The sequence below is a fragment of the Nocardia brasiliensis NBRC 14402 genome (genome assembly GCF_000308475.2).
GTDB classification, from domain to species: Bacteria; Actinomycetota; Actinomycetes; order Mycobacteriales; family Mycobacteriaceae; genus Nocardia; species Nocardia brasiliensis.
Genome location: NZ_BAFT02000001.1, coordinates 38,653 through 51,304 on the forward strand (window position 1 = coordinate 38,653; position 12,652 = coordinate 51,304).

Genomic DNA, 12,652 nt, shown 5'->3' on the forward strand with positions numbered 1-12,652 from the left:
GCTATCGTTGACGTTCATGCCGACCATGCCGGAGCGCATACCGTCCGAGGACGACCACGAGGCACTGATCGGCAGGTTGGACGCCGATATCGTCGCCCTCACCTTCGTCGACAATGCCGGGATCACCAGGGTGAAAACCGTGCCGATGCGCCGGCTCGCGCAAGCCGCCCGGTTCGGCGTCGGGGTCTCGCCCTGCTTCGAAACCTTCGCGTTCGACGACCTGATGACGGTCGGCAAATACCTGGGCGGTCCGGACGGCGACCTGCGGCTGGTCCCGGACCTGTCCATGCTCACCGAACTCGCCTGCCAACCCGGCTGGGCCTGGGCGCCCGCCGACAAATACACCCAGGACGGCACCCCGTTCGTGGCCTGCCAACGCGGGTTCGCCACGCGTCAGGCCGCGGCGGCCCGCGCAGCGGGGCTACGGCTGTCCATGGCGTTCGAGACGGAGTGGTCCGTCGGCCAGGACACCACCGAGTTCACCCCCGCCCTCCACGGGCCCGCCTACGGCCTGGTGCGGCTCGGACAGGTCGCCGATTACGCGCGCGAACTCGTCGCGGTGCTGGAGCGGCAGGACATCCTCGTCGACCAGTTCCATCCCGAGTACGCACCCGGCCAACTGGAACTGTCCGTGCAGCCTTCCGACCCGGTCGGTGCCGCCGACGACGCGATCCTGGTACGGCACACCATCCGGCAGGTCAGCACGCAGTACGGCTGGCGCGCTCAACTCGCCCCCTGCATCGACCCCGCCGGTGCCGGTTCCGGTGCACACCTGCACTTTTCGGCACAGGACGACGACGGGCCGCTGTTCGCCACCGGCGAGGGCCCCTACGGTATGCGCGCCGCCGGCGAGGCCTTCCTCGCCGGAATACTCCGGGAGTTGCCCGCATTGGTCGCGGTCGGCGCGGGCAATCCGGCCAGTTTCCTACGCCTGGTGCCGTCCCGCTGGGCGGGGGCCTGGCAGTGCTGGGGGCGGGAAACCCGCGAAGCGGCACTGCGTTTCGTCACCGGAGTGCGCGGCACCGAGGAGTGGGCAGCCAACGCTGAGGTCAAATGCTTCGACGCGACCGGGAATCCGTATCTGATCGTGGGCTCGATCATCGCGGCCGGCCTGGCCGGGATCGCCGAGGGGCTGCGGCTGCCCGCCGAGATCACCGGCGACCCGGTGGATTTCGACGCCGAGCGCTTGATGATCGCCGGCGTACGACGGTTGCCGACCAACTCCGGTGAAGCCGCCGAGCGTTTGGCCGATTCTGCGGTGCTCGCCGACGCGATGGGCCCCGAACTGCACGACGCCCTGCTCACCGTGCGCCGCGCCGAAGCGGCGCGTTACCGGGACACCAGCCCGGAAGAGCTTGTCGCGCTGACTCGCTGGCGGTTCTGACGTGCTGACCGACGGACTCACCCTGACCGATCATCATTGCCACGGCGTGGTACCCGCTGATCTCGATCGTCCCGGTTTCGAGCAGTTGCTCAGCGAAGGGCCGACCGGCACCTTCGACTCCTCGATCGGGCTCGCCGTCCGCCGCTGGTGCGCACCGGCCCTCGACCTACCGCCGCATGTGGGCGCGGATGCCTACCTGTCCCATCGGGCCGAGCTGGGCTGGCGTGAGACCGCGGTCCGCCTGCTCCGCGCGACCGGGACGACCAGCTGGTTCCTCGACACCGGATATGGCGGCGGCACAGCGGATTTCGGCGCGCTCACCGACGGCGAGGTGCGCGAGATCGTGCGCATCGAACAGGTCGCGGAGCAGGTCATCGCCGAGGTCGGCGCGGGCCGGGAGGTCTTCGAGCAGATCGAGTCACGGCTGCGAGCGCGGGCACGTGAGGCGGTGGGACTCAAGACCATCGTGGCCTATCGGTGTGGCCTGGACTTCCCGCTGCGGGATCGGCCGCCGCGCGCGGTCCTGCCCGAACGCAGGCTCGCCGACCCCGACCTGCTCGGCTGGCTGGTCGGTCTCGGTGCGCGGATCGGCGCCGAATACGGTCTGCCGCTGCAGTTCCACACCGGCTTCGGCGATACCGACCTGCGGCTGCACCGGGCGGATCCGTTGCTGCTCACCGACTTTCTGCGCAAGACCGCGGACACCGGCCTGACGGTGATGCTGTTGCACTGCTGGCCGTTCCATCGCAACGCCGCGTATCTGGCGCACGCGTTCGCGCACGTCCGGATGGATGTCGGGCTCACCGTGCCGTACGTGGGGCATCGCGCCCAGGCGGTGCTGGCCGAAGCCCTGGAGCTGGCACCGTTCCGGTCGCTGTGCTACTCCTCGGACGGCTACGGACTGCCGGAGCTGCACTACCTCGGCGCGCTCTGGTGGCGGCGCGGTCTCGGGCGGCTCCTGGACGAGTGGATCGCCGACGACGTGATCACCACCACCGACGCCGAACGCCTCGCCGCGGGCATCGCCCACAGCAACGCCGAGGCGGCGTACCCGAGCACACCGGCACGGTGAACCGGCATTTAATCGAGTGCACTGCGCAGACCTGATCCCTACCGTTGAGCAGTAACGACAACGAGAGGATCGAACCGATGTTTCCCGTCGAGCTGCGCGGTACCCGGGCGCAGACGCTGATGTGGGCCGAGGAGCACGCCGTCGAACAGGCGGCGCTGCAACAGCTGCGGAATATCGCCGCGCTGCGCTGGGTCCACGGCGTCCGCGTGATGCCGGACGTGCACCTCGGCAAAGGTGCGACGGTCGGTTCGGTGATCGCGATGAAGGACGCGGTGTCCCCCGCAGCGGTCGGCGTGGACATCGGGTGCGGCATGGAGAGCGTCAAGACCGATCTCACGGCCGCCGACCTGCCCGACGACCTGCGGTCGCTGCGGTCCCGGATCGAGGCGGCGGTGCCGGTGGGCTTCTCCGCGCACGACGACGCGGTCAATGTGGCCAAGCTCGGCGCCGAAGTCACCGCGCTGGGTGCGAGCACCGCGACCCTGCGCACGGGCTGGGATCGCTTCTGGGGTTCGTTCGCCTCGCTCGACGACGGCGTGCGGGCACGAGAGGCCAAGGCGCACAAGCAGATGGGCACGCTGGGCGGCGGCAACCACTTCATCGAGGTCTGCCTCGACCAGGACGACGCGGTGTGGATCCTGTTGCATTCGGGCAGCCGCAACATCGGCAAGGAACTCGCCGAGCGGCACATGGCCGTCGCACGCACGCTGCCGCACAACGTCGACCTGCCCGATCGCGATCTGGCGGTGTTCCTTTCCGGCACACCGGAAATGGCGGCCTACCGGCGCGATCTGACCTGGGCGCAGGAGTACGCCGCGCGTAATCGTGCGGTGATGCTCGCCCTGGTCTGCCGCGCGGTGCGGGACGAGTTCGCCGCGCGCGAAGTACGTTTCGAGCAGCCGATCTCCTGCCACCACAACTATGTGGCGGAGGAACTCATCGACGGCGTTCCGATGCTGGTGACCCGTAAGGGCGCGGTGCGGGCCGGCGCGGGCGATCTCGCGCTGATCCCGGGCTCGATGGGTACCCGCTCATATGTGGTGCGCGGCAAGGGAAATCCGGCCTCGTTCCAGTCGGCCTCGCACGGTGCGGGCCGGCGGATGAGCCGGAACGCGGCGAAGAAGCAGTTCACCGTCGCCGACCTGGTCGCGCAGACCGAGGGCGTCGAGTCCCGCAAGGACGCCGGTGTGGTGGACGAGATCCCGGCCGCCTACAAGGACATCGACGAGGTGATCGCCGCACAGCGGGATCTGGTCGACGTCGTCGCGACGCTGCGGCAGGTGCTGTGCGTCAAGGGCTGAGCCGTTGACTCCGGGCCGCGTGCACCACATCCGTGGGCGCGCGGCCCGGATCTACCTGCGCCGCAGGGTGGCCGCGATCCCGGCGCCGATCAGGAACAGGCCGGTGATCAGCGCGAAACCGTTCAGCACCCAATTGTGCAGGGCGAGATGGAAATCGTCGGACAGCTCCGGCAGGTTCTCGATCTGCCGATAGGTGTCCTCCGGGAACAGGATCTGCAACAGGCCGGGGATCAAACCCCACACCAGGCCGGCTATGGCCGTGCCGACCGGCGAGAACGCGGCCAGCGCGGCGACCAGGAACAGCAGCACCGCGCCGCCGATGATCTGGAAGTTCGAACCCCACCGGTCGGCGGCGGTGCCGAGCAGCACCCACTGCCGGGTGTCCAGCGCACCGTGCGCGGCGAGGCCGATCCCGATCGGCGTCACCACTAGTCCGACCACCGACCCGATCAGTGTCCGCCCGAAGCCGCTGCGGGTCTGGAACTGCGTGCCCGGCGGTGACCAGCCCGCGGGCGGCTGATAGTTGCTCGACATGGTTGCCCTCCTGCGGGTCCCCGGCGCCGGGAATCTTCCCAGACCTATTCTCCCCCGGCGTCCGTCACGCCGAGTCGCGAGTGTCGACGCCGTACAGCGCGGCGATGTTCTCGACCACGACGGTGTTGCCGCCCCGCTGTTTCGCCTGATACATCGCGCTGTCCGCGCAGCGGATCAGATCCTGCACCAGCCGGCGGGTGCGGTGGAAGCCGACCACGTCCGCCTCGCCGATCGACAGGCCGATGCTGGCGGTCACCGAGATCGATCCCATCGGCGCGGCGAGGGCGGCGCGCAACCGCTCCGCGGCGTCGAGCGCGTCGGGCAGCGACAGGCGCGCGACGATCGCGAATTCCTCACCGCCGAGCCGGGACACGATGCTGTCCGCCGGTGCGTTGTGCAGCAACCGTTCCGCGGTCGTCACCAGCACCTTGTCTCCCGCGTGATGTCCGAAGGTGTCGTTGACGACCTTGAACCGATCGAGGTCGGCCATCAGGACACAGACCGGAACCGGGCCGGGGCGAGCGACCACCAGCGAGGAGTGGTATTCGAAACCGCGCCTGCTGAGCAACGTCGTCAGCGGATCGGACAGCATGTCGGTGCGCAGCACCCAGTAACAGAACTGCAGGCCCGGCGCCACCACCGTCGCCGCGACCATGCCGAGGATCATGATGGCCGCCGAGGCCGGGTCGCCGTCCCCGAACAGCGGCACGGCGAGCACCACGGCCGAGGCGAGCGACCACGCGGTGTGCACGGCGAGCAGCCGCGGACTGTGGAAAGCGCTGACATAGATCCCGACGATCAGCAGGAGCAGCATGCCGACCGAGCGCACCACGTAACCGGGACTCAGCAGACAGACCACCGTGACGCACACATCGCCGGCCGCGATGAGCACCAGCGATTCCAGCACGTTCGGCCAGGGCAGGAACCACCAGCGCGCGACCCACACGACCGACAGCGCCGCGATGCACCAGAGCACCGTCCGGCCGAGGAGCGTGTCCGGGCCCGCCGGCGAGGTCACGGTGAGCACGCTGATGAACGGCGTTGCCAGGCCGCACAATCCGATCGCGATCTTCACCACCCCGAGCGCGGAGCGGGACTCCAGAGCGTTCACCACCCAGCGATAGTCGACGCCGTCGCGCCACCAGTCCCGCAGCAGCTGGAGGTGGTCGGTCAGCGCCGCACCTCGTTTGCTCCGCTCGTTCATTGCCACAAGTCCTCGGCGTCGACGAATCCTCGTATCTCCACGAAAAGCGCACCCGATGCGGTGAATACCGCCACCCGACGCCGGACTCGACCCGGCGACGTCACAGCAATTCAGGCAGTGTAAGGCACATCACGAGTTCTGAACCCCGGATATACCGACCGTTTCGAACGGGATTCGGCGCGTCGCCCTCGCCGGTGGTAGTGGACGCGACAGGCGCGCAGGGGGCGGGCGGACGCGACGCGCGCCAGGAGTGTCGGTACCGTCGGGCACGATGGAGCGCATGACCACGGCGACCGATGTCCCGGCGATCGACCTCACCGCACCCGACCTGCGCGAGCGCGCGGAAGCCCTGCTGCGTGAGCTGGCCGGTCCGCAGGCCCGGCTACGGGAGGACCAGTGGACCGCGATCGAAGCGCTGGTGGTGCAGCGGCGCCGGGCACTCGTGGTGCAGCGCACCGGCTGGGGTAAGTCGGCGGTGTACTTCATCGCCGCGAAGCTGCTGCGGGGCGCCGGTCGGGGTCCGACGGTGATCGTGTCCCCACTGCTGGCGCTGATGCGCAACCAGGTGGCGGCGGCGCAGCGGGCGGGAGTGGTTGCCGCGACCATCAATTCGGGCAATATGACCGAATGGGATGAAATACATACCCAGGTCGCCGCGGGCGCGGTCGACGTGCTGCTGGTCAGCCCGGAACGGTTGAACAATCCGGACTTCCGCGATCAGGTGCTGCCCAAGCTCGCCGCCGACGCGGGTCTCGTGGTGATCGATGAGGCGCACTGCGTGTCGGACTGGGGCCACGACTTCCGGCCCGATTACCGCCGCATCCGGACCCTCATCGCCGACCTCGGCTCCGAGGTGCCGGTCCTGGCCACCACCGCGACCGCCAACGATCGCGTGGTCACCGACGTGGCGACGCAGATCGGCACCGACACCCTGGTGTTGCGCGGCACGCTGGACCGCGAATCGCTGCACCTGTCGGTGGTCCGCTTCGACGACGCGGTGGAACGCACCGCCTGGCTCAGCGCGCAGCTGCACCGGCTGCCCGGCTCGGGCATCGTCTACACCCTCACCGTCGCCGCCGCGCACGACCTGGCCGACGTGCTGAACTCGCACGGGCACACGGTCTCCGCGTACACCGGCCAGACCGATCCGGCCGAACGCGAAGCGCTGGAAGCGGCGCTGCTGAACAACGAGGTGAAGGCGCTCATCGCCACCTCGGCGCTCGGCATGGGCTTCGACAAACCCGATCTCGGCTTCGTCGTGCACGTCGGTGCGCCGTCCTCGCCCATCGCCTACTACCAGCAGGTGGGTCGCGCGGGTCGCGGCACCGCCCGGGCCGAGGTGGTGCTGCTGCCCGGTCCGGAAGACGCGCGGATCTGGAGTTACTTTGCCTCCGTGGCGTTTCCGCGCGAGCACATCGTGCGTGCGGTGCTGGACGCACTGGACACCGACCGCCCCCTGTCCACCGTCGCGCTGGAACCGATGGTGGAGCTGAACCGGTCCCGCCTGGAGATGGTGCTCAAGGTGCTGGACGTGGACGGTGCGGTGCGCCGGGTGCGCGGCGGCTGGCTCAGCACCGGGCAGCCGTGGACCTACGACACCGAACGCTACGAGCGGTTGTCCGCGGCCAGGGAGGTCGAACAGCAGGCGATGATCGACTATCAGTCGACCGCCGAATGCCGGATGGAATTCCTGCGCCGCCAGCTCGACGATCCCGGACTGCCTGCGGCGTCGTCGGATTCACCCGGCTGTGGGCGGTGCGACAACTGCACCGGCACCCGTCCCGATGTCTCGGTGGACGCCGCGGCGGTCGCCGCGACCCGGGCCCGCCTCGATCGGCCCGGACTCGACCTCAGCCCGCGCAAGCAGTGGCCGACGGGCATGGCGAAACTCGGTGTTCCGTTGTCCGGCAAGATCACCGACGGCGCCGAGACCGGCCGGGTGCTCGGCAGGTTGACCGACCTGGGCTGGGGCCAGCGCCTGCGAGCGCTGCTCGACGGACCCGACGACCCGATCCCCGACGCGGTCTTCGACGCCTGTATCGCCGTACTGCGCGACTGGAACTGGGCGACCCGCCCCACCTCCGTCATGGCCCTCGCCTCCCCGCGCTACCCGGTGCTCACCGCGACCCTCGCCGCCCGTCTCGCCGAAGTGGGCCGCCTCGACGATCTGGGTACGCTGCCGACGCGCCCCGACCGTCCCCCGGTCTCGGCCGCCAACTCCGCGCACCGCGTCGCGGGCCTCTACGACTCCTGGGACGTCCCCGACCTCACCGCAGTCGAAGGCCCGATCCTGTTGGTGGACACCCTTTCCGACACCGGCTGGACCCTCACCCTCGCCGCCCACGCCCTGCGCAAAGCGGGCGCGGACGCCGTCCTCCCCTTCGCCCTCGCCTCGGTGACCTAGCGGCAGCACGCCAACCCGCAGCGCTACAGGCTGAGGGTGGCGCGGAGGCGGGCGTCGAGGGATTCGCATTCGGCGGCGGTGAGTTCGCCGAGATGCTCGGCGAGCCACGGGCGGTAGGCGCGGTGTAGTTCGAGGGTGTCGGCCCAACCGTGTTCGGTGTGCGTGGCGAGCACGTGGCCGGGGTCTGCCTCGCGGAGCGGGACGACGTGCAGCCAGCGGTACGGGGAGGTGATCACCGCGGAATCGGAGACCAGCACCACCGTCATGCGTCTGGGCAGCGGGGTGCCGTCGCTGAGCGCCGGAGAGTAACGCCAGATCTGTCCGCGCCTCATGCCGCGCCGCGGGCGTCGGCTTCGGCGGCCTCGGTGACGTGCACGTCGTCGTAGGCGGCGGCGCGTTCGGCTTCCTCGTCGACGGCGAGCTTGGCCAGGCTGTCGTGCACGAGCGCGGACCGCAGCGAGGCGTTGATCACCGAGGACAAGCTGCGTTTCTGCTGGTCGGCCGCCTGTTTTGCCCATTCGGCCACCTGCGGGTCCAACGTCACCGTGACACGCGTCGCCTTGCTCATACTCACATGCATACCAGATCGATGCACTCGGCGCGGGCGCTCGATCGGCTATCGTCGGACCCGTGGCCAGCAAGTCGGCGGCGTCGGCCATCGAATTGGATGTCGGCGACCGCACAGTCCGCATCAGCAACCCGGACCGGGTGTACTTCCCGGAGTCCGGTGCGACAAAGCTCGACCTGGTGCAGTACTACCTGAGCGTCGGCGACGGTATCGTCCGCGCGCTGCGTGATCGGCCGTGCATGCTGCACCGGTTCCCGAAAGGACTGTCCGGGGACAAGGTGCATCAGAAGCGGTTGCCCGCGGGTGCGCCGGACTGGATTCCCACGGTGCGCGTCTTCTTCCCCCGGTACGGCAGGCATGCCGACGAGCTGTGCGTGCACGAATTGGCCGATGTCATCTGGGCGGTGCAGATGTCGACCGTGGAGTTCCATCCGTGGAACTCACGCGCGGCCGATACCGAGAGCCCGGACGAATGGCGCATCGACCTGGATCCGATGCCCGACTGCCCATGGTCGCGAGTGCAGCGGGTCGCGGGCGTCGTGCAGGAGGTACTCGACGAACTCGGCGCGGTCGGCTGGCCGAAAACCTCCGGCGGCAAGGGTTTACACGTCTACGTGCGGATCGCGCCGCAGTGGGGTTTCCAGGATGTGCGGCGCGCCGCGCTCGCCTTCGCCCGCGAGGTCGAGCGCCGCGCACCCGACGACGTCACCACCACCTGGTGGCGCAAGGACCGCGATCCCGCGATGCTGTTCGTCGACTACAACCAGAACGCCCGCGACCACACCATCGCCGCCGCCTATTCGGTGCGCGGCGTGCCGGCGGGCACCGTCTCCACCCCGGTCCGCTGGGACGAGATCCCCGATATCGATCCACGGGATTTCACCATGCGGACCGTCCCCGCTCGCTTCGCCGAACTCGGTGATCTGCACGCGGGCATCGATGACGCGGTCTTCGAGATCGACCGGCTGCTCGAGTGGGCCGACCGCGACAAGGTCGACGCCGACCTGGAGCAGGAAACCGACCTCGACCAGGAGTGACCCGAGCCCGTCTGGCCAGCGGTGATAACGTCGCTGGGGCACTGATCGACGGTGCCGCGCGAATCCGTCGCACTGCTTCGAAGGAGGTCCATTTCCGTGCACCGACCGGCAGCAGCGATAGCGATCGGACCCGCCGACCCACCGCCCGCGCTGTTGGCGAAGGCGGTGGCGGAGGCCGGCGCGCAGGTGACCGATCTGGCCGAGGCTCGCGGGTTGATCTGGGCGGGCACGCCGGGACAGTTCCCCGACGAGCTGCCCGCCTCGGTCGAATGGGTGCAGCTGCCCGCGGCGGGTGTCGAGCAATGGTTCGACGCGGGCATTATCGCGAACCATCCGAAGGTTCGATTCACTTCCGCCGCAGGCGCTTTCGCGGCCAGCGTGGCCGAGCACGCGCTGATGCTGCTGCTCGCCGGGGTGCGTTACCTGCCCGAGCAGCTGCGCGCGGCGAGCTGGCGGCAGCAGGACTTCGTCCCGCATATCGGGTCGCTGCGCGGCAAGACCGTCACGATCGTCGGCGCGGGCGGCATCGGCCGCGCGCTGATCCCGATGCTGATCCCGTTGGGTGCGCACGTGATCGCGGTGAACCGCTCCGGCAACCCGGTCACCGGCCCCGGCATCCCGGACACGATCGAGACGATCTCCACCGATCAGCTCTCCAGGGTGTGGGCGCGCACCGACCATGTGGTCGTCGCCGCGCCGGCCACGCCCGCGACCACCCACCTCATCGACGCCGACGTGCTGGCTCGACTGAAACCGTCGTCGTGGATCGTCAACATCGCTCGCGGCAGCCTGATCGACACCGACGCGCTGGTCACCGCGCTGGCCTCCGGGGCGATCGCCGGCGCCGGGCTCGACGTCACCGATCCGGAACCCCTGCCGGATGGACATCCGCTCTGGGTACTGCCGAATGCCATTGTCACGCCGCATGATTCGAATCCGCCACAGTTGCGGCTGGCCGCCTTCGCCGACCATGTCGGCGCGAATGTGCGACGGTTCGTCGCGGGCGAGGAACTGCTCGCGCCGGTTGATCCGGAACGCGGTTACTAGCCCTATACCTACGCCGAGCGACTGGGCATACGTATAGAAGCGCGAAAAGTACTTATAGATGACTGATTCGGGGCACCCCCCTGCGGCCATAACGTAGTTCGTGTCAGCACAACGACAGCGAAACCGCAGATCACAGCCCCGAAGGAGCTCATCATGGACACCATCGTCGCCCAGTACCTGGAAGCCTGGAACACCACCGACGCCGCAGCGCGCAAGGCCGCGGTGGCCCGGGTGTTCACCGAGACCGCGGGCTACACCGACCCCCTGATGTCGGTCATCGGCCACGACGCCATCGACGCGGGAATCGCCGCCGCGCAAGCACAATTCCCCGGCTGGACGTTCCGGCTGGCCGGTCCGGTGGACGCGCATCACGACCAGGTCCGGTTCACCTGGGAGCTCGGCCCGGCCGACGCGCCCGCCGTCGTCGTCGGCTTCGACGTGGCCGTGCTCGAGCAGGGCAAGATCGCCAACGTGTACGGCTTCCTGGACCGCGTCCCCGCCACTGCCTGATCGAAACTCCCTCTCCCCCAATCTGATTCACCGAAGGATGGCACCGCCATGACCACCACCGCCCCGTCCTACCTGTCCTCCGTGCTCGCCCCCGGCCCGAAGCTGCTCCGTCTCTCGCTCCGCTTGGACGCGGTGGTCACCGGCGTCAACGGCCTGGCCTATCTCGCTCTCGCCAAGCCGCTGGAGTCGCTGCTCGGCCTGAACACCGAGATCGGTATCCCGATCGGCGTCTTCCTCACGCTGTACGGTCTCGCGGTGGCGATCATCGGCACCCGGTCCACGATCAGCACCGGAGCCACCCGCGCCGTGATCGCGGCCAATTCGGCCTGGGCCGTCGTCAGCCTCGCGGCCCTGCTCGAAGGCGCCCTGGACCTGAACATGGTCGGCGCGGTGTGGGCGGTCATGCAGGCGGCGACCGTCGGCGGTTTCGCCGCCCTCCAGTACCTGGGTCTGCGCAAAGCGTCCTGAACCCACCGAAACCCGACCGGGGTACCAGCAGACCTGCTGGTACCCCGGTCGTTTTTGCAGGTCAAGACCACCAGTAAACAGCCTGCAATAAATGTGCCATTGACAACTGGCACATTCATGGATGATTCTGGGCACATGACAAGGTCAACGAGGACCTCGGTTCCCGGCGTACCCACGGCACCATCCGTGCAGGCGACGCTCGCCGCGACGGCCACCCGCTTCGGCCTGCGGCAGCTCAACTGCGCGGTGCCGATGAACGCGCCGGGAGTCTGGTTCGCCCGCAAGCTCGTCGCCACCTTCATGGCCGTCGGGGGTCCGGTGCCGAACGGTACGCAGGTCACGCCGGTACAGGCCGGCGCGGTGCGCGGGGAATGGGTCCGCGCCGCCGGTGTGTCGTTCGGCCCGCGCGCGCTCTACTACCTGCACGGCAGCGCCTACGTGATCTGCTCCGCCCGAACCCACCGCGCGCTCGCCGCCCAACTGTCCCGCAAGACCGGCCTGCCCGTCTTCGTCATCGACTATCGGCTCGCCCCCGAGCATCGTTTCCCGGCCGCGGCCGATGACGTCGAGGCAGGCTACAACTGGCTGCTCGAGCAAGGCTATGCCCCGGAAAACCTTGTGCTCGCCGGTGATTCGGCGGGCGGGCACCTCGCGCTCGACTTGCTCGTGGAGAACGGCCGTCGCGGCATGGCCACTCCGGCCGGTGTCGCGTTGTTCTCGCCTCTACTCGATCTCACCCTCGGTCTCGCCGCCGAACAGGAACGGCAGCAACCGGATCCGCTCATCACGGCCGCGGCGGCGAGCCGGATGCCCGCCATGTACACCCGCGGCCTGCCCGCCGACGCACCGCGGGTGCGGCTGAGCATCCCCGACGGCCTCGCATTGCCGCCGATGCTGGTGCAGGTCGGCGGCGCCGAAATGCTGCGCGCCGACGCACGGGCGCTGTGCGCGATGGTGCGCGCCGCGGGCGGTAGCGCCGATCTAGAGGTCTGGCCGGGCCAGATGCACGTCTTCCAGGCGTTGCCGCTGCTGGTGCCCGAGGCCGGCCGAGCCCTGACGCGCGCGGCCGACTTCCTGTCCGCCGCACTGGCCTCCCACCCCGTCTCGGAAAAGGTGAGCTGAC

At 69.2% G+C, this 12,652-nt stretch carries 13 protein-coding genes; 9 read left to right on the top strand and 4 right to left on the bottom strand.

The genetic code is table 11. From position 1 onward, the window contains the following. Positions 1 to 16 precede the first annotated feature (16 nt). The 3 genes from TY25_RS00180 to TY25_RS00190 all read left to right on the top strand — a co-directional run bounded on the left by TY25_RS00180 (position 17) and on the right by TY25_RS00190 (position 3,757). Entirely contained in the window at positions 17 to 1,384 is a 1,368-nt protein-coding gene (locus TY25_RS00180; RefSeq protein WP_052382696.1) for a type I glutamate--ammonia ligase, read from the top strand. A gap of 1 nt (position 1,385) precedes the next feature. Beyond that, positions 1,386 to 2,456 carry an amidohydrolase family protein gene (locus tag TY25_RS00185; RefSeq protein ID WP_042253218.1) on the top strand — a complete coding sequence of 357 codons (1,071 nt, stop codon included), beginning with the start codon at positions 1,386 to 1,388 and terminating at the stop codon, positions 2,454 to 2,456. Positions 2,457 to 2,533: 77 nt separating this feature from the next. Next, positions 2,534 to 3,757 (top strand): RtcB family protein, encoded by a 1,224-nt coding sequence (locus tag TY25_RS00190; RefSeq protein ID WP_042253249.1) that lies wholly within the window; start codon positions 2,534 to 2,536, stop codon positions 3,755 to 3,757. Positions 3,758 to 3,808: 51 nt separating this feature from the next. Here TY25_RS00190 and TY25_RS00195 read toward each other — a convergent pair whose 3' ends face one another. Both TY25_RS00195 and TY25_RS00200 read right to left on the bottom strand, forming a co-directional pair. Then, the gene (locus tag TY25_RS00195) at positions 3,809 to 4,291 is read right to left on the bottom strand and encodes a hypothetical protein (RefSeq protein WP_042253219.1); all 483 of its coding nucleotides are present in this window, start codon (positions 4,289 to 4,291) and stop codon (positions 3,809 to 3,811) included. Positions 4,292 to 4,355: 64 nt separating this feature from the next. After that, a complete protein-coding gene (locus TY25_RS00200) occupies positions 4,356 to 5,495 on the bottom strand; it encodes a GGDEF domain-containing protein (protein ID WP_042253220.1) in 1,140 nt (379 codons plus the stop codon). Between the two features lie 280 nt (positions 5,496 to 5,775). On the opposite strand from TY25_RS00200, the gene TY25_RS00205 reads away from it, so the two are divergent. Continuing rightward, positions 5,776 to 7,899 (top strand): RecQ family ATP-dependent DNA helicase, encoded by a 2,124-nt coding sequence (locus TY25_RS00205; RefSeq protein ID WP_042253250.1) that lies wholly within the window; start codon positions 5,776 to 5,778, stop codon positions 7,897 to 7,899. Between the two features lie 23 nt (positions 7,900 to 7,922). On the opposite strand, the gene TY25_RS00210 is transcribed toward TY25_RS00205, so the two are convergent. Next, a complete protein-coding gene (locus TY25_RS00210; RefSeq protein ID WP_029899785.1) occupies positions 7,923 to 8,231 on the bottom strand; it encodes a hypothetical protein in 309 nt (102 codons plus the stop codon). Further along, positions 8,228 to 8,467 carry a DUF6364 family protein gene (locus TY25_RS00215; RefSeq protein ID WP_014982656.1) on the bottom strand — a complete coding sequence of 80 codons (240 nt, stop codon included), beginning with the start codon at positions 8,465 to 8,467 and terminating at the stop codon, positions 8,228 to 8,230. Before TY25_RS00215 ends, TY25_RS00210 begins: the two co-directional genes overlap by 4 nt. Positions 8,468 to 8,529: 62 nt before the next feature. Between TY25_RS00215 and ligD the strand changes: the two genes are divergently transcribed. From ligD to TY25_RS00240, 5 genes are all read left to right on the top strand, one after another. Further along, entirely contained in the window at positions 8,530 to 9,504 is a 975-nt protein-coding gene (ligD, locus tag TY25_RS00220; RefSeq protein WP_042253221.1) for a non-homologous end-joining DNA ligase, read from the top strand. A gap of 96 nt (positions 9,505 to 9,600) precedes the next feature. After that, on the top strand, positions 9,601 to 10,551 hold the full coding sequence (locus TY25_RS00225) for a D-isomer specific 2-hydroxyacid dehydrogenase family protein (protein ID WP_042253222.1): 951 nt from the start codon (positions 9,601 to 9,603) through the stop codon (positions 10,549 to 10,551). Positions 10,552 to 10,704: 153 nt separating this feature from the next. Then, complete coding sequence (locus TY25_RS00230) at positions 10,705 to 11,061, top strand: nuclear transport factor 2 family protein (protein ID WP_042253223.1); 357 nt, start codon at positions 10,705 to 10,707, stop codon at positions 11,059 to 11,061. Between the two features lie 48 nt (positions 11,062 to 11,109). Then, positions 11,110 to 11,529 carry a hypothetical protein gene (locus TY25_RS00235; protein WP_042253224.1) on the top strand — a complete coding sequence of 140 codons (420 nt, stop codon included), beginning with the start codon at positions 11,110 to 11,112 and terminating at the stop codon, positions 11,527 to 11,529. Positions 11,530 to 11,664: 135 nt separating this feature from the next. After that, positions 11,665 to 12,651 carry an alpha/beta hydrolase gene (locus tag TY25_RS00240; protein ID WP_042253225.1) on the top strand — a complete coding sequence of 329 codons (987 nt, stop codon included), beginning with the start codon at positions 11,665 to 11,667 and terminating at the stop codon, positions 12,649 to 12,651. Position 12,652 lies beyond the last annotated feature (1 nt).